The sequence below is a fragment of the Thauera carbonicopians genome (assembly GCF_025699485.1).
In the GTDB taxonomy this organism is placed as follows: Bacteria; Pseudomonadota; Gammaproteobacteria; order Burkholderiales; family Rhodocyclaceae; genus Thauera.
In genome coordinates this window covers 38653-55024 of record NZ_JANUXN010000010.1, presented here as the reverse complement: position 1 = coordinate 55024, position 16372 = coordinate 38653, and the positions used below count along the sequence as shown (strand labels likewise).

Genomic DNA, 16372 nt, shown 5'->3' with positions numbered 1-16372 from the left:
GCCTTCAGCCCCGGTTGACTCCGCTGATGCGCAGCGCCGTGCTCAGGATCGCGGCCGGCTCCCGTTCCAGGCGCGGATCGAGAATGCTGGCGACGGACGCAAGCGTGCCCTGCTCGTCGTGGTCATCGACGCGCAGCGTGGCGATGACGCGCTGGCTGTCGTCGAAAAGCTGCAGCAGCGTGCCCGGCGCGGCCTCGCGGTTCAGCGTCAGGCGCAGTGCGTCGCCGAGGCGGAAGCGGCCGGGGAGGGTCTTGATGCTGCCCTGGACGAGCTGCTGCGGGTCGTCGCTGGCGGCGAGCAGCAGGCAGGCGCGCACGAGATTGCGCATCGCGCTGCGCGCGGCGGCGGAGGCGTCGGTGTCGAGCTGGCGGAACCACCAGGCGACGAGCTCGATCAGCGTGCGTATGCCGTTGAAGTCGCGTTCCTCGGCTTCGGCCAGGCCGGGCCAGCGTTCAGGGGTGTCGACCGCCAGGCGGTTGGCCTCGGCGGCCGCGGCCCAGTCGAGGCGGATGGACGGCGAAATGGCGCGCAGGCGGGCGAGCAGGCAGCCGGCGGCGGCGTCGAGGCGCTGGTGCAGCGCCCGTGCCGGCTCGCGCAGCAGCGGCGAAGGAATGGCGAGCAGGTCGTCGAGCGCGAGGATCGCGCTGCCCTGGCGCTGCAGCTCCGTCAGCGCGGCGGCATCGAAGGGGCGCAGCGCGACTTCGCGCACCAGCGCGTCGTTCTGCTGCGCCAGTCCGGCGAGCACCGGCGTGGCGAAGGCGGCGGCCGCCGTCGTGCGGTTCAACTGCAGCGTGATCTTCTGCCGACGCGCGTCGACCAGGCCGGCAAGCACTGCCCGTCCCGGCAGCAGGTGGCCGAGCGGGCGCAGGCTTGCCCAGTCGCCGGACGGGATGGCGTAGACCGCCTCCATGAAGGGCAGCAGCGCGGCGGGCAGCGCGGTTTGGCGCCCGGCGCAGCCTGGCACCAGCTCGTCCGGGCTGGATGGGCGCAGCTCCAGCGGATCGGGCAGCGTGCGGCCGAGCGGGGTTTCGCGCACCTTGACGTAGAACAGGCCGAGATGGCTTTCGATGATGCGGCGGCGCTCGGCATGGGCGGCTTCGACCTCGCGCCAGTGCTCGGCCAGCAGGCGCTGCGCGACGGCGTAGTCGTCGAGCGTTTCGGCGCGTTCGCGTTCGCGCACGTCGAGCCGGCGGATTTCGCCCGGGACCTCGGCCTCCAATGCCGCGAGCCGGGCGCGCAGGTCTTCGACGGTCTGCTGGTGACGGCGGCGCAGCGCGATCAATGCGCCGCGCAGGGCCTCGATCTTGGCGATGTCGTCGGCGATGGTCTTGCCGGCCGAGAACAGCGCCGATTCGTCGTTGTGCGGGGTGCCGTCGGGCCCGGTCTCCCCCGGCTTGGCGAGGGGGCGGTCGAGCCGGGGGCGCAGCAGCAGGCCCGCGGCAGAGTGGAGGTCCGGGGCGATGCGCAGACGGAAGGCGGGCGCTTCCTTGTCGTCGGTGATGACGCCGAGGCGGCGCAGTTCGGCCGGCTGCAGATGGTCGTCGAGGAAGTCGCAGATGCGGTCGATCAGCGACCTTGCCTCGTTCCGGCGTGTGTCGGCTTTGTTGCGCAGGTCGAGCAGGTCGCGCTGCACATTGAAGAAGCTGTCCCTGATCAGGGTGACGTGCGACAGCACGCCCTTGCCGGTGGAGGGGGCCTTGTTGAAAACGGGTTCGGTGAGCGGCTCCTTGGGCTGGGCGAATTGCAGCGGCAGCGTGCCGAGCGCGGCGAGGGGGCCGGCCGAGAGCATGCTTTCCTGCTGCAGGATGCCGGAGAGCAGGGCGTTGGTGGTGAAGGCGCCCGTCTGCTGTGCCGCCGCAAGCTTCGGTTCGTTGAAGTTCACCGTTCCGCTGGCGAAACTGTTGAAGAGTTCGCTCATTTCGGATTCTCCGTCCTGGCCACAGGGGTGAACTGGGCTGCCGTCGTCCAGCGCACCAGTTGCGCGCCCAGGCCGTCGCCCGCCACGCCCCCAGCGAGCGCGCTGAAGGACACCGTCAGTGCATCGAACTGCTGGCGCTGCAGGCCGAGGAAGTCATTGACCTCTTCGAGCAGGCGGAAGCTCTGGTCCAGCGCGCGCTCCAGATGGCGGATGTCGGCGCGCAGCTTTTCGCGCTGGAACAGCAGGCCGTCGCCGTCGGGCGCGGCGGGGGCGACGCCGCCGTAGCCGTCCGGCGCGGGATGCGGTTCGGCGCGGTGGCTGGCATAGGGCTCGGGCAGCGCTTCGGGCGGCAGGCTGCCGGCGCGGTCGCTGACGAGCTTGTCGCGATACTGCGCCGGATCGGGCGGCGGCGAGGCGATCAGCCGCGGCGCGCGCAGGGCCTTCAGTTGTGCGGCGGAAAGGCCGTGGAACAGCACGTACCACTGCTGCTTCCATGCCTCGTATGCGCCGGCGGCCGTCTGCGCGCGGCGGAACAGTTCGTCCTCCAGGCGCGTGTCGCGCTGCGGCAGGTCGAACAGGTCGCGGCGGTAGTCGAGGTCGGGAATCGCCAGCAGCAGGCGGATGCGTTCGCCCAGGCCGTGGATCAGGTCGACGCTGCCGCGCGGCAGTTCGTCGGCGACGACGTCCTCCACCGTGCTGGCGGGCACCGGCGCCAACTCGACTTGCAGGTCGGCCGGCAGGAAGGCCAGCGACGGTGTCCTGGCCGCCGGGTCGCGCAGCAGCGCGGCGGGCAGTGGCCCGGCGGCCGGCAGGTAGTCGAGGCCGAGCAGTTCGGCGAGGGTCTGCGTTGGCGCGCCCGGCAGCGGCGCGGCATGTTCGCGCTGCCAGGCTTCGAGGGCCGCGACCGTGTGCGCAAGCAGGGTGTGGGCGGCAGCGTCCGGTTCGGCCAGCAGCCGGCCGGCGCGCGGGTCGAACCACACCGGCAGCCGGCCGGCGATCTTGACCAGCCCCAGCGGTACCGCGCCGCTGTCGCTGCGGAACGGCGCTTCGCGCAGCAGGCGCACGCCGATGCGGTTGGCCGCGCGCGCCTGCGGCATCGCCATCAGCCGTGGGCTGCCGGAGATGCGCTGCAGGCCCAGCAGGCTGACGGTCTCGATGCGCCGCTCGGCGAGCGGATCGGCTTCGGTACGAGTGCAGGGCTCCTGGCCGGCCCGGTCGTCGATGGGCTCGACCGCGCTGCGTATCGTCAGCAGAAAGAGGCCGTCGCGCAGCGGGCTGTCCTGGTCGCGTTCGGCCTGCGCGGTGAGCTCGGTCCAGGCCTGCTCCAGCGGATGGAACAGGCGGATCAACTGCCCCGCGGCGCCGACCGCCAGGCCCGGCTGCACGCGCACGCGGGTGTCCGCGCCGTTGCCGGAGAAGATCGTCGCGAGGCCTTCGACGATGCCGGGCGCTAGGCTCGCCAGCAGCGGCGCGATGCGGTCGTCGACGTAGGCCTGCAGGCGTTCGAACTCGCGTTCGCCGAGCGCACGGCCGGCAAAGAGGTTCAGCCGGCGCGGGTCGCCGGCACGCCGTTGCGGCTCGTGCAGGCGGATGGACGGCGGCACGCGCGGCAGCAGGGTCAGTGCAGGGCGCACGGCCAAGGCGGCGAGCAGGCCGGGCGGCAGGAGAGGTGACGAGATGGGTGAAACGAGGGCCATGACCTTCTCCTTGCCGTCAGCCGGCGAGCGACTCCCACAGCCTGATCTGGGCTGCGGCCAGTCCGTAGTTCTTGCCTTCGCTGACGAAGAACTTGGGCAGATCGACCGCGCTGCCGAGCTCGAACAGATGGGCGCGGAGTTTCTCCAGGAGCGCGGCATCGGCCTTGGCGATCGCCTGCATGCTCGGCCACAGCGCAGTTTCCAGGCGGCGGTCGGCCAGGCTGGCGATCTGTGCTGCGGCGATGCGCGCTTCGGCACCGGCGCCGATCAGCGCGTCGGCAGCGCCGGCGGCCTTGATGCCGGCTTCGCTGGCGCCGCGCGCGCGGGCGAGGCCTTCGAGCGATAGTGCGGCTTCGAGATCGGGTGCGCGTGCGCCATCCTGCTTCAACTTAGCGATTTCCACGTCGGCCTTCTTCACCCGCTCCTCCAGCGCCGTGCGCTGTGCGTCCTGGGTTCTTGCCTCGCTTTCCGCCTTGTCGAGTGCAGCCCGCAGCTCTGCAAGGCTGCTGTTGCCCCTGGTCTCGCGCTCCAGACTGGCTTCGAGCCGGCTGCGGGCATCGGCGAGTTCGGCGTCGGCGTTGTCGCGGGCTCTGCGGATGTCGCCGATTTCCGCTTTCAGCTTGTCGATTTCCCCGCGCGCGGCCTGCAGGTCGGTATTGGTGCCGCCGGCGGTTTCCAGCCTGATCCTGGCCTCCTTCAGTTCGGCTTCGAGCTGGGCGATCTGCAGTTGCGCGGCCTTCAACTGGGCGGCGAGCGTGGAGCCTTCCTTGTCCAGCGCGGTGGATCGGGCGCGTTCGTCGTCGAGCATCCTGGAAAGCTCGTCGATGCGCCGCTTCACGGTCTCGTCGATCGGCGAGGCAGCGGTCTTCAGGCGCTCGATCTCGGCGCGCGCGGCTTCGAGGTCGGCTTTCAGCCGGTCGATCTGCGCGCTGGTGGCTTCGAGCGCATTGGCGAGCACGGCGGCGTTGCGCTGGTCCGACTTCAGCGCCTCGATCTCCTTCTGCGCGGCCTCCAGCGCCAGCGCCAGGCGTTCGATCTCGGCCAACGCGTCGGCCAGGCGCTGGTCGCCGCCGAGGGCGACGGCCTTCTCCAGTTCGGCGATGCGGATCTTCAGGCGTGCGGCTTCGGCTTCCAGCGCAGCGCGCGCTTCCTCGGCCGTGTCGGCGGCTTCGAGCGCGGCGTCCAGTTCGTCTTCGAGCCGGGCGGCGTCCGGCGGCAGCGTCGCAGAGGGCGGCGGTAGCGTGGTGCCCAGCGCCAGCACGACGGCGCTGACGGAAGTTTCGGCGGTGCGCGGCGGGCGGCGCACGTAGAGGATTTCGTCCGGATTCGCCTCGGCCCAGATCGCGCGCCAGACGTCGGCATCGGTGTCGATGCGGTGGATGGGCGGCTGCGGCAGCACGCGCAGCGCGAGGCGGTCCAGGCGCGCGAGGCGGCCGAGCGCACGCGGCACGACCTCGGCCGGCGCTTCGAGCTGGCGGGCGCGCAGCGCGAAGCCCGCATCGCTCATCGGCACCAGCACCATCACGTCGCAGTCGGCGTCGCGTTCGAGGTCGATGGGGGCGAGATGGGTGGAATCGGCCAGCACCGCGGCCAGTTCGCTGCGGCGAACCGGCGCGATGCTGACCTCGAAATCCTTGGGGAAGAACTGCTGGCGGCCGCCCACCGGGTCGATCGAATCCTGCGGCAGCGAGCCCCAGGGCGGCAGCACGCGGAAGTACTGGCCGGCGGCGAAGGCGCCGCGCAATCCGCTGCTGCGGCGCGCCGCGAATACCGCCTGCAGCAGTTCCTGGTAGTGCGCGGCGAGATCCTGCTGGACGGCGTCGGGGGTGTTCAGCGCGCGCTGCGGCCGGCGCAGCAGGCCGCGGTCAAGCCACAGGATGCGGCCGCGCTCGACGGCGAGCAGGCCCAGCGCCACGGCGTCGTCCGACGGCAGGGCAAGGCGTTCGCCGCTGCCCAGCAGCTCGCGTGCGAGGTTCGCGCGCACGGCGATTTCGTCCTGGTTCGGCAAGGGCAGGGGCAGTGGCATCAGGCGCAGTTCCACGCCCTCGGCCCAGGCCGAGACGTGCGGCGTGCGCGCCGCGGCGAGGTCCTTCGGATAGGCTTCGGCGACGCCGTCGATGGTCTCCGCATGCGTCAGCGCCAGCGCATACAGGCCGCGCGCGTAGCTACGGAAACGGCCGTCGTTGAGCGTCGCGATCAGCCCGCTGTCGAGCAGGTCGATCGTCAGCGGCCCGCCGTTGAGCTGCAGCACGCGGCCGGACGGCGCGATCGCGATGCCGGGGGTGATTTCGACGACGTGGCCGGAGCGCAGGCTGGGCTCCAGCCCGCGCACGATGCCGGCGCCGAAGACCTGGCCGAGTTCGAGCAGGCGCTCGTCGAGGTAGATCTGGTCGCGGTTCAGGTCCGAGGCCTTCAGCAACTGGCCGTCGAAGTAGTTGGTGCGCGACAGCAGCGGGTCGATGCTGGAGATGCGTTCGCCGGCCGCGTTCGTCGTGCCGGCACGCAGTGGAGTGAAGCGTATGTTGGCCATGGCGGTTCCTTAGCTGCGGATCAGCCGGGCGAGGGCGGCGGCGTTGAAGAGGAAGGGGCGCACGAGGTTGTCGACCTCGATGCGGCGCGGATTGACGACGAGGCCGGGCTCGGGTGCCGGCGGCGTCAGGCGGATCGCGATGCGCGCGAGCAGCGTGCGGGCGAGCAGGGCCGGATCGGTCAGGAAGGCCTGGCGGGCGAGCAGCGCCTGGTTGTCGTCGCCGAGTGAATGCAGCAGGCGGGCGCCGAGCTCCAGTTGCCCGCGCGCGGCACCGCTGCTGGCTTCGATGTGGCTGCGCTCGCGCTCGCCGAGCCTGTCCTCGATCTCGCCGAAGGGCCGGATGCGGGCATGGGCGGCGAAGATGTGCTCGTCGGCCGGAACGTCCTCGGGGCGCTCGGCGGTCAGCTCGAACAGCACGCAGTCGGCGACTCGGCTGGGCTGCACCGGGTCGGTGCCGGCGTTGATCTCGGTTGCCAGCACCGGCTGCAGGCCGCTGGCGCAATCCTGGTAGCGCATCGTGACCTTGAGCCACAGCAGGTTGTCGGGCTCGGCATAGCCGTCGCGGATCAGCGCGCCCCAGGCCGCCTCGTCCTCGAACTGGGCGCTGAGCCAGGCGCCGAGATCGACGCAGTAAGGCTCGGCGGCGCTGATTTCGCGGCCCAGGCCATCGACGCCGATGCCGGGGCCGACGACCAGGCGCACGCGCACGTCGTCGGTGTCGTTGCCGGGGTCTTCCGCGCGCATGCTCACGCGCAGGCCGGCCACGGTGCCGGCGCCATGCAGCCAGTAGCCGTGGCGCGTCGCGCGGCGGCGGTGGTAGTCCTGTTCGGCACGTGTCGCTTCCAGCCCGAGCAGCATGCCGGGCTGGTGGCTCACCCGCTTCAGCGCCTCTTCGAAGCGGCCGTCGCTGGCGAGGCTGGCATCGCAGTTGTCGTCGGGCTTGTTCATGCCCTTCTCCTTTTTCGGTCCCTTACGGTCCTTCACCGGCGCTCGCGCCGACGGCCGTGGCATGCTCGGGGTCGAGCGCCACCGGGTTGTACAGCAGATCGCCGCGGCCCAGGCGCGTGCGGTCGAGCACGACGCGGCCGGCCGGCGGCCTCGTTTCCAGCCAGGTGTCGATGCCGAGCAGCGGCGACAGGCCGAGCACGAAGGGGTGCTCGCTGCCGCGGACCGCCCACTGCACGGTCGCCGGCACCAGCGCCGGCAGGGCGTCGCGCACCACGGCCTCCAGGCTGCGCGCCGGACCGTGCAGGAGCACCGTCAGGCGCCGCGAGGCTTCGTCGAAGAAGCGCTCGACCACGGCCGCCTCGCCCCGGCGCTCGGCCACTTCCGGTGCGAACAGGGCGAGGAATTCGCGCGCCGCGTCGTCCGACAGGATCAGGCTGTCGCCGACGATGCTGTTGCCCGACAGGCCGGTGCCGAGCGTCAGCGGATGGCCGCGGTCGTCCATGTCGATGCCGAGGATGGTCGCCATCGTGCGGCGCAGGCGGAAGTGTTCGATCGGGATCACCGCACCGCGCGCGACCGCGCCGTCGGTCAGGATGTCGAGCGCGAGCAGCAGCCCGCGGTAGCTGCCGTGCGCCTGCTGCAGCGCGCCCTGCGAGGCGAGCCAGCGGCGGCGTCGCGCTTCGGGCCAGTGGCCGGGCAGCGCCGTGCCGAGGAAGCCGGCCAGCCAGGGCAGGCGTTCGGCCGGCGTCGCCGCCGGATCGACGAGGATTTCGCTGGCGGCGATGCGATCCTCGAGCGGCGTCAGCATGCCTTCGAAACTCGCCAGCAGGCGCTCGCGCAGGTCGGCGCCGTTGGCCGGCGCGGCATCCGTGCCCTCTGGCTGCTGCGGGCGCTCCTGCTGCTGGAAGTGGTCCGGCAGGTAGTTCGTCTGCCACGAGAAGCGCGGGTAATACACGCGCAGCGCGAAGATCGCCGGGCTGTGGCGGCCGTCGCCGTGCAGCGTGAGGCGCAGGCGCAGGTAGCGGCCGCGCACTTCGCGCACCGCGCCGCTGCCGCGCTGGATCAGCACTTCGTACAGGCCGGCGTGGGGATCGTCGGGCGGCGCCCGGCCCGCGGCGAAGGCCAACTCGGATGGCTGCGGGTGCCGTACGCCTTGCGGCTGCGCGATCCATTCCTCGGGCAGGCGGCTGCGGTCGTCGCCCGCCTGCACGGCGATGTCGATGCGGCAGCCGGGTGGGATGCAGGCGTCGAGGTAGAGCCGGTCCCACAGCGTGTCGGGCATCGCCGAATCGAATGTCTCGCTGAGCGTCACCGTGCCGGACGGTGCGAAGCGGGCCTGGGCGAGCCGGTAGAGCCGGAGCGGGCCATCCGCGCTCACCGTGCGCGGCAGGCCGTCGCGATGGCGAACGAAGCGGACCGCGGCCGGCAACGCGGCTTCCGAGCGGCGCGGCCAGCGTTCGGGCACGGCTTCGGCGCTTCCTGCGCTGTTTTCCTCGCCATCGTCCGGCAGCGCGAAGAGCGGGCAGTCGCGCCGCCGGCCATGCTGCTCGCCTTCCTCGAACGGCATCAGCAGCAGGAAGCGGCCTGCGCCCGGCGCGGCGATGTCGGTGGCGAGCGGCAGAGCGGCCGGCAGGCTGTGGATGCGGAAGGCGGCGGGGCTGGCAGCGAGCGGACGGCTGAAGACCTGCATCAGCGGCGTGGCGTCGGTGCTGTTCGGACGTTCGCTGAGGATGTAGAGACGTTCGCCGTCGGCAGCGAGGCCCAGCAGGCCGCGGTGCGGCGGCAGTTCAGCTTCCCACAGCAGGCGCAGCGGGTCGGGATTGGCCTGCAGCGGCTCGAAACGTTCCGGGCGGCCGGCATAGGGCCGCGGCAGCGGGGCGCCGCCGGCAAGTGCCAGCCGCGTTTCGCCGAGCAGCCAGATACGGTCGGCGCCAGTGCTTGATTCGACGCAGGCATGGCGCGGCGCGAAGGCCAGCGTGCAGTGTGTCTGCCAGCGCCGGCGCAGATGCACGACGGTGAGGCCGTGCGCATTGCCGCCGTCGCTCCACGGCAGTGCGGCGAGGCCGCTGCCGCCGAAGGCGAGATCGGTGAAGCGGCCATGCGGCGCGTCCACCGGGTCCAGCACCAGGGAGGCGAGATCGGGCGCGCCGGTTTCGGCATCGTCGAGCGCGGCAAGCACTGTTCGCCATGCTGTCGGCGGCCAGGTGAGCGCGCATTCGAAGTGCTGTCCGTCGTCCGACAGGCGCCCGAGCTGGCCGTGATCGTCGATCATCCATGGTATCGCCGCGGCGTGGAGTTCGCGCGCACGGGCCGGCGGCAAATGCGGAATCCTGGCATCGTCCTGGCGCGTCAGCGTGAATGCGCGCTGCCCGGCGTCCCAACTGCATTGACGGCTGGCGTTGCGGAAATCCGCGGCGCCATCGAGGAGCAGGAAGCGAGTGGCATTGCTGTTCATCACGGTGTGCTCAGCAGAGGTCGGGAACGATCGGTACCGGCACCAGCGCCGTGCGTGTACCGCCGCCCGGCTGAGCCGGACCGGGGCCGAAGCCCCGTGGCGGCGCGGGGCGATCCTCGCCGGCGCTGATCGCGACGGCCATCAGTTCGGGAAGCTGGAAGTCCAGCAGCGCCAGCGCCTGCGTGGCGGCGAGCTCCAGCCAGACGGGAGCTTCCTGCTGCGTGTCCTGATAGAACAGGCGCAGGGCGTTGACCGCTTCGACGCCGTCCACCCGCCCCGCCTGCGTGCGCAACTCGTTGATCTCGACCGCCTTGCCGCGCGGCCAGCCGGCGCCGCGCGGTCCGCCCGGCGGCAATGCCCACAGGTAGCGCAGCAATGTCCGTTCGACTTCGGCGTGTACCTGCTGCTCGGTGGCCGGGTCGACGACTTCGAGCGATACCGCGACGGCGACCGGCACGAACTGCGGCGACAGCACGTACAGCTCGGTGCCGAGCATGCAGCGCGCCGACAGGTAGTCGTACACGTCGGTCAGCAGGCCTGCCGTCGGCCGCGGCGCGGCGGCCAGCGCCTGCGGCGCGGGCGGCAGCACGAACACGCTGACCACACCCGGCACGTCGCGGCGCACCGCCTTCAGGCTGGCGCCGGGGAAGAAGCCGGCGACTGCTTCGGCGCGTGCCACCGGATCGATCGGGTTGTCGCGCGCGAGCACACCATAGTCCTCGGCGGTGACGGCGCGCTCGCGATGGCTGAGAAAGGCGGGAATCCGGCGTTCGGCCTCGTCCAGGGTCTCGGCATCGACGCCGCCGCGCGTCGGCCATTCGTGGCGCAGCGCGAGACGGGTGCTGCCGCCGTGGATTTCCTTGATGCTGTCGGACGGCAGGTTGCCGCCGCTGCCGCCGCCGTGGCGATAGAAGGCCGCGCGGATGCGCGCGTTGGCGGGCGGACGCTTGCCGCGGATGCCGTCGCCGAAGCGCACGCTGCCGCTGGCCGCATCGACGGTGAAAACCGGGTCGTCCGGCCCGCTGCCGGCGAAATGCGCCACCCGCGTCCAGGGCTGGAAGGTGCGCAGGTGCTCGACGTCGACCTGGATACTGTCCGGGTCGACGTCCGCATGCGGCAGGGCGAAGGCCTGGTCCGGGCGGCCGTTGCCGGCGCCGAGCACGATGTCGCGGGCAATGCCCTGGCCGATGACGTCGACCGCGTTGAGGCCGATGTAGCCGAGTTCGAGAACGGCTTCTTCGGCGCAGGAGACGCGCAGCCAGAACAGCAACTGGCCGGGGCGCAGCTCGGCGGGCGCTTCCGGTGGCGTGTCGCCGAAGCCGGCGAATTGCGGGTCCTGTGCGGTGGCGGTGCGCAGCAGCGCGGCATTGCGCGGCAGGCGCAGGCGGGCCACGCCGGTGCGGCGCCCACCTGCCGAGCTGTCGGCGACGAGTTCGAGCGGCAGGTACTGCACCGTGCCGGGGGCATCGTCGGGATCGGGCCACCAGGCGAGCTCCCAGTCCAGCTTGCGCGGCCGCAGGCCGGTGGCGAGTTGGCCTTCCAGTTCCGCCAGCGGCGCGAGGCCGATGTTGAGCACGATGCCGGCGAGATCTCGCCGCAGCAGGTCGGCTTGGGCGATGAGGGCCAGCCTGGCGAGTGCGATCGCGAGATGGAAGGCGCCGTCGCGCGTGCCGGCGGTGCTCAGGGCGTCGCGCCCCGGCAGCAGGCTCACGGGACGGAAGGCGGCGGGCTCGACGCCGTACTGCGTGCGCAACTGTTCGAGGCTGATGCCCTCGGCGGCGAGGGCTGCATCGTCGAGCGTGCGCTTGACCAGGACGTGCAACGCGAGCGGCGTCGGCTGGACTTCGCCGACGGTGGAAAAGCTCGTCGTGCCGGCCTTGAGCAGTGATTCGGCGGCGAGCAGCGGCGGCAGTGCGCGGCTCGTGGCGTCGATGCAGACGATGCCGGCGGCCGGGCGGGCGGGGCGCAGCGGAATCTGCAGCAGGTTCAGGAAGGCGCGGCGCTGGCGATCCGGAATCTGGTTGGCGCGATAGATGATGGTCTCGGTGAGCCAGGCGAAGAGGTCGACCAGGGCGTAGATCGGGTCGCCCGGCGCGAGCGGGGCCATTTCCGGCACGTGGCGGGCGAGGCGGGCCTGCAGTTCGGCGACCAGTTCGTCGAAGCGGCGGTCGTCCAGGTCCGGGACGGGAAAGTGTGTGGGAAGCGGCATGTGTTCGGCTCCCTGTCATCCGGTCGTGATCTTCATGCGCCCAGCTCCAGCGTGAGCGCGAGGGCTTCGCGGCGGCCGTCGGCGAGCAGCCGGTAGCGCACTTCCAGATTCACGTGGGAAAGGTGCTCGTGGTCGGCCACGACGCGCACTTCGTCGATGCTCACGCGCGGCTCCCAGCGTGCCAGCGCGCGCCGGGCGGCGTCCGCGATCAGCGCGCGGGTGGTCTCGTTGTTGGGGTAGTGGATGAAGTTGCGGATGCCGGCGCCGAAGTCCGGGCGCATCAGGCGCTCGCCCGGCCGCGTCAGCAGGATGTTGAGCATCACTTCGCGCACGCTGGCGTTGCCGCGGCGCCATGCGGGGCGGCCGTCCTCGGCAAGGCCGGCCAGCAGCGGAAAGCTCGTCAGCAGGGATTCCGGCGTCGGCATGTTCATTTTCCTTTCAGCGCTTTCAGGCACAGCCGGGGCAGGGCGATGAAGACCCATGGCAGCCAGCCGAGAAAGAGATTGAGCAGGTTGATGACGACCATCAGCAGCAGCATCGCGCACAGCGTGATCGCCGGCAGGCTGAAGCCGAAGCTCCAGCAACTTCCCGAACGATTGCCGGGGCCGCCTTCCTTCATGTCGATGCCGGGCTGGATCCTGCGCAGCACGTCGGCGAGCGATTTGGATGTGAGCATCGCGACGCCGCGCGGCAGGCCGCGTCTGAAATCGTCCAGCGAAGGCAGCACGATGGTGGTCGGGCGCTGCGCGTCGGGGTCGAAGGGCGAGGCGACGCGGAACATCGGACTCGCCGGCCCCCAGGCAACGCGTTCGCAGCCGCAGTCGTCGGCCCAGCGCACGAAGGGCAGGGCGACGAAACGGTCGCCCTCGGTCTGGCCGTAGCGCGGCAGCGCCAGGCCATCGTCGAAGCGTACCTGGGCGCGGGCCAGGCGCAGCGCGACGAGGCTGCGCAGGTCGGCGGCCTGCTGCTCGGAAAGGACGAGATGGTCGTTGCGCGTCTGGTTGCCGCCGGCGGGCAAGGCAACCGAGCCGGGAGTGACGTCGTTGCGGGCAATCCGTGCAAAGAGCGTGATCAGGGCTGGCGCACTCCGCTCCAGCCATGCGAGTACCGTCTCGCCGGGGACATGGACGAGCCGGGCAATCAGGCTGTCGTCGACGACGCGCTGGTCCAGCGTATGGAAGCGCAACTGGCCGAGCAGCGCGCGCAGTCCGGCGTTGTCGGCGTCGGCGGCGTCGTGAACCTGGAACTGCGCGACCAGCGTCTGCAGCAGTTCGACGAAGCCGGCGGTCGCGATGCCGTTGGTGACGAGCTGCCCGTCGCCTGCGGCCCAGGCCTTCGCACCCCTGCTGCCGAGCGGCCAGGCGTGTTCGAGGCCGAAATCGGGCGTCTGGCCGCCGCCGGTTTGCGGCAGCGGCGTGTCGGCGGTTTCGCGCGCGCTGCCGCCCAGCGGCAGGTAGCCCCACAGCAGCGTGTGGCTGCGCACGGTGCCGTTGGCATTGCGGCGGCGGACCAGCAGCGGGTGCAGCGGAGTGAGCTCTTCACCCGAATAGGGCGGCTCGGGGAAGCGCTGCGGCAGCAGGCCGCGGGCGGTGAGGCGGTGTACGTCGTCCGGGTCGTGGCCCGGAATCGGGCCGCCGCGCCAGCCCAGCGGCTGGCCGTCGGCGATCATCCAGCGCTGCGGCGGGCCGTCGGCGGGCATGCGGCGTACCACCATGCCGGCGCCGAGGATCTTCTTCGGATCGAAAGCCGGCGCGCCGGGGATCATGCACTGCACTTCGGCGCACAGCACGTAGAAGCTGCGGTGCATCGGCAGGCGCAGCGTCGGTTCGTTCCTGAAGCGGCCGAAGCGGTCCTGACCGAACCAGGGCTGCGCCGTCATCCTCGTCAGGCGGCCGCTGCGGGCGTCTTCGAGGAAGCGGGCGACGAAGTCGTCGTCCAGGTAGCGGTGCAGCGTCGCGCCGTCGCCGGCGCCGGCGAAGAAAGGCGCGGCCACGCGCGGCTGATGCATGCTCGTCGTGCCGGCGGATTTCGCTGCGCGCCGGGCTTGTTCGGCCAGCAGGGCGTCTTCGACAGTGCTCACCATAGGTTCCCCGCTCCCGGCGAGTAGCTCGCCGACACGACAGCGTTGCTGATCAGGGTGTCGCACTGCACGACACCGGAAAACTTGCTCATGCCGGCGTCGACCTTGACCATGCCGGCCGACACCGTGAGCATCGACGCCTCGATCTTCACCTCGCCGGCGCTGCTCACCTTGATGCTGCCGGGCGACATCTCGACCTTTTCCCCACCTTGCTCGACGGTGATCCTGCCGCCGCCCTGGTCGGTGATCGTGACGTGGTTGCCGGCCGGCGTTTCGATGCGGACCCTGGGTTCCTGGTCGTCCAGCAGCACCTTGATGCCGGCCGGACTCTGGATGAAGTAGCGTTCTTCCACCGGTTCGGCGTCGCCGGGCTGGCTGCTGCCGCCGCTCCATACCGCGCCGAGCACGATGGGCAGCTCCGGACTGACGAAGGCGAGGATCACCTGTTCGCCGACGCGCGGCAGCAGGCTGAGGCCGTAGCCGCTGCCGGCGCTGGGCACCATCACCGCCGCCCAGGTTTCCAGGCCGGTCGCCGGCAGGCGCAGTTTCACGCGACCGCGGTGTTCCGGATCGGCGTTGTCGAGCACCACACCGAGGTGCAGCTCGTGCAGGGTGCCGGGGCTGTGGTGGGTGTTCATGGGTTCCAGTCCGGACGTTCGACACGCAGACGAGTGGACAGGCCCTGGGTGTTGTCGAAGTGATGCCAGCATTCGGTGATGCGGTAGCGGCCGGCCAGCCGCGGCGACACGCCGGCCAGCTCCAGCTCGCGCCCGGCGCCCAGTTCCGGGGTGCCGGTGCAGACGATCTCGCCGTGCAGGAAGCGCTGCGCGTCGCGCTGGAAGGCGCCGCGGGCCAGGGAGTCGGCTTCGGCCTGCGAGCGCGGGTAGGGATGGGGGCGCGGCGAGCGGCCGTCCCAGCCAAGTTCGGCCAGTGTCGCCGCGGCGGTCTGGCCGGATGGCGACGGGGCGAGCGCGGAACTGCTGCCGTTCGCGTCGGCATCGGCGGCGAGGTTGTAGCCCTTGGCCAGCACTTCGCGGGGCTGGCGGTTGAGGTCGGCGACGATGCGCACGCGCCGGGCGTTGGCGGCGGGATCGACGCGTACCGGCCTGGCGTCGGCCTCTTCGGCGCGTGCGCGCAGGCGGCCGTCCTGCATACGCAGCGAAATGCCGTGCGGGCCCAGCAGGCGCAGCAGGAAGGCGAGATGGCTTTCGTTGTGCTGCAGCCAGTCGGCGCTGCCGGCGTCGACATCGACGTCGGCCTGCAGGCCGGCTTCACTGGCGATCGCACGCACGACCTCGCCCAGGCCCTGGTTCTCGAACACGCGGCTGGCGCGGCTGCGTGCGAGCTTGTGCAGGGCGTCCTCGGCGAGGATCACGAGTTGCGGTGCACCGTCGCCGTAGCGTTCTTCCAGCGCGGTGATGTCGCCGGAAAACACCGCGCTGTCCCCGGTCTCGCCGAGCAGGATCTCCAGCCGGCTGCCCAGGCGCAGCTGCTGGAAGGCGAAATCCGGCGCGCCTGCGTCACCCGGCAGCCAGTTGATCACCCGCAGTTCGGCGCTTGCCATGCCGCTGGCAGGCAGATGCACCGACAGCGCGAGCGCCGCCTCGCCCAGCGCGGGCAGCGTGCTGCCGTCGATGCGCAGGCGCGGACGGGCGCTGACGAAGGCGGGCTCAGTCGATGACAAGGCGGGCCTCCCGTTCGCGTGCAATGGCGAGCAGATCGAACAGCGTCTCGCCCGGCTGGCCCTGGGGAGGGCGGACGTCGGCGCCGGCGTTCTGCGCGGGGTTCGGCTCGGGTTGAACTTCGGCCACGAGTTCATCGATGATCAAGGGCATCATCGGCCTCCGAAGGGAAGCAGCACGGCACCCGGCGGCGTGAAGCGCGGGTTGTCGAGCTTGTTGAGATCGGCCACGCCGCGCCAGTCGCGCGGGTTCCGGCCCGCTGCCTGCGCCGCGCCTGCCGCGCTCTGGCCGCCGGGGGCAAAGCCCGGGCGGGCGGCGGCCTGCACGGCAGGATCGAGGTCGAACTGGTAGCGGTCCTCCTTGAAGGTCAGCGCCAGCGTCGCGCGTAGCGGGATGCCTTCCGGCGCGAAGAAATCGAGCGTTTCGGAATAGCTCGACAACATGCCGGTGAACTGGAAGCTACCCCACTGGAAGCGGCAGCGCACCGGGGCCTTGGGGCGCTCCGAGCCGGCATCCTGCGGTTTCATGAAAGCTTCGGCGATGCGCTTGGTCAGCGTGCGGACGTCGGTGTTGGCGGCGACCGTCTCGCGTCTTTCCGCGCCCAGTTCGGCGGTGACGCTGGTGTCGAACACCAGTTCGACCGCGAGCGTGGATTCGCTCTTGTCCACGTACTGCGCCGCGGCGCCGCTGCCGCCGCTACCGCCCTTGTTGTCGGCCTTCAGGGTGTTCGACAGCGTCACGCGCAACGTCGCCGGGTTGAACTGCACGTCGATGTGCTTGCTCTCGTCGGTCTCGACCTGATCGCCGTTCATCGGGATCAGCTTGGCGCGGGCGATCTGCATGGCGGGCATGG

At 71.3% G+C, this 16372-nt stretch carries 12 protein-coding genes; all 12 read right to left on the bottom strand.

Annotated elements, in window-relative coordinates; all coding sequences use genetic code 11:
- Positions 1-4: 4 nt before the first annotated feature.
- From NX068_RS13565 to NX068_RS13510, 12 genes are read right to left on the bottom strand one after another with little or no spacing between them, the layout of a single operon-like run.
- Entirely contained in the window at positions 5-1918 is a 1914-nt protein-coding gene (locus NX068_RS13565) for a hypothetical protein (protein ID WP_263461799.1), read from the bottom strand.
- A complete protein-coding gene (locus tag NX068_RS13560; RefSeq protein WP_263461798.1) occupies positions 1915-3615 on the bottom strand; it encodes a hypothetical protein in 1701 nt (566 codons plus the stop codon). The genes NX068_RS13565 and NX068_RS13560 overlap by 4 nt, the downstream gene beginning before the upstream one ends.
- A 16-nt stretch (positions 3616-3631) precedes the next feature.
- The gene (locus NX068_RS13555; RefSeq protein ID WP_263461797.1) at positions 3632-6145 is read right to left on the bottom strand and encodes a coiled-coil domain-containing protein; all 2514 of its coding nucleotides are present in this window, start codon (positions 6143-6145) and stop codon (positions 3632-3634) included.
- Positions 6146-6154: 9 nt separating this feature from the next.
- A complete protein-coding gene (locus NX068_RS13550; RefSeq protein ID WP_263461796.1) occupies positions 6155-7093 on the bottom strand; it encodes a hypothetical protein in 939 nt (312 codons plus the stop codon).
- A gap of 22 nt (positions 7094-7115) precedes the next feature.
- Entirely contained in the window at positions 7116-9548 is a 2433-nt protein-coding gene (locus tag NX068_RS13545; protein ID WP_263461795.1) for a phage tail protein, read from the bottom strand.
- A gap of 10 nt (positions 9549-9558) precedes the next feature.
- A complete protein-coding gene (locus NX068_RS13540) occupies positions 9559-11757 on the bottom strand; it encodes a putative baseplate assembly protein (RefSeq protein WP_263461794.1) in 2199 nt (732 codons plus the stop codon).
- A gap of 32 nt (positions 11758-11789) precedes the next feature.
- Positions 11790-12182: a GPW/gp25 family protein gene (locus NX068_RS13535; protein ID WP_263461793.1), complete on the bottom strand. Its 393-nt coding sequence runs from the start codon at positions 12180-12182 to the stop codon at positions 11790-11792.
- A 2-nt stretch (positions 12183-12184) separates the two neighbouring features.
- Positions 12185-13837, bottom strand: a complete 1653-nt coding sequence (locus NX068_RS13530; protein WP_442806743.1) for a hypothetical protein — start codon at positions 13835-13837, stop codon at positions 12185-12187.
- Positions 13834-14475, bottom strand: a complete 642-nt coding sequence (locus NX068_RS13525) for a phage baseplate assembly protein V (RefSeq protein ID WP_263461791.1) — start codon at positions 14473-14475, stop codon at positions 13834-13836. The genes NX068_RS13530 and NX068_RS13525 overlap by 4 nt, the downstream gene beginning before the upstream one ends.
- The gene (locus NX068_RS13520; protein ID WP_263461790.1) at positions 14472-15521 is read right to left on the bottom strand and encodes a phage late control D family protein; all 1050 of its coding nucleotides are present in this window, start codon (positions 15519-15521) and stop codon (positions 14472-14474) included. The genes NX068_RS13525 and NX068_RS13520 overlap by 4 nt, the downstream gene beginning before the upstream one ends.
- On the bottom strand, positions 15508-15672 hold the full coding sequence (locus tag NX068_RS13515) for a hypothetical protein (protein WP_263461789.1): 165 nt from the start codon (positions 15670-15672) through the stop codon (positions 15508-15510). Before NX068_RS13515 ends, NX068_RS13520 begins: the two co-directional genes overlap by 14 nt.
- Positions 15672-16370 (bottom strand): CIS tube protein, encoded by a 699-nt coding sequence (locus tag NX068_RS13510; protein WP_263461788.1) that lies wholly within the window; start codon positions 16368-16370, stop codon positions 15672-15674. Before NX068_RS13510 ends, NX068_RS13515 begins: the two co-directional genes overlap by 1 nt.
- Positions 16371-16372: the final 2 nt, after the last annotated feature.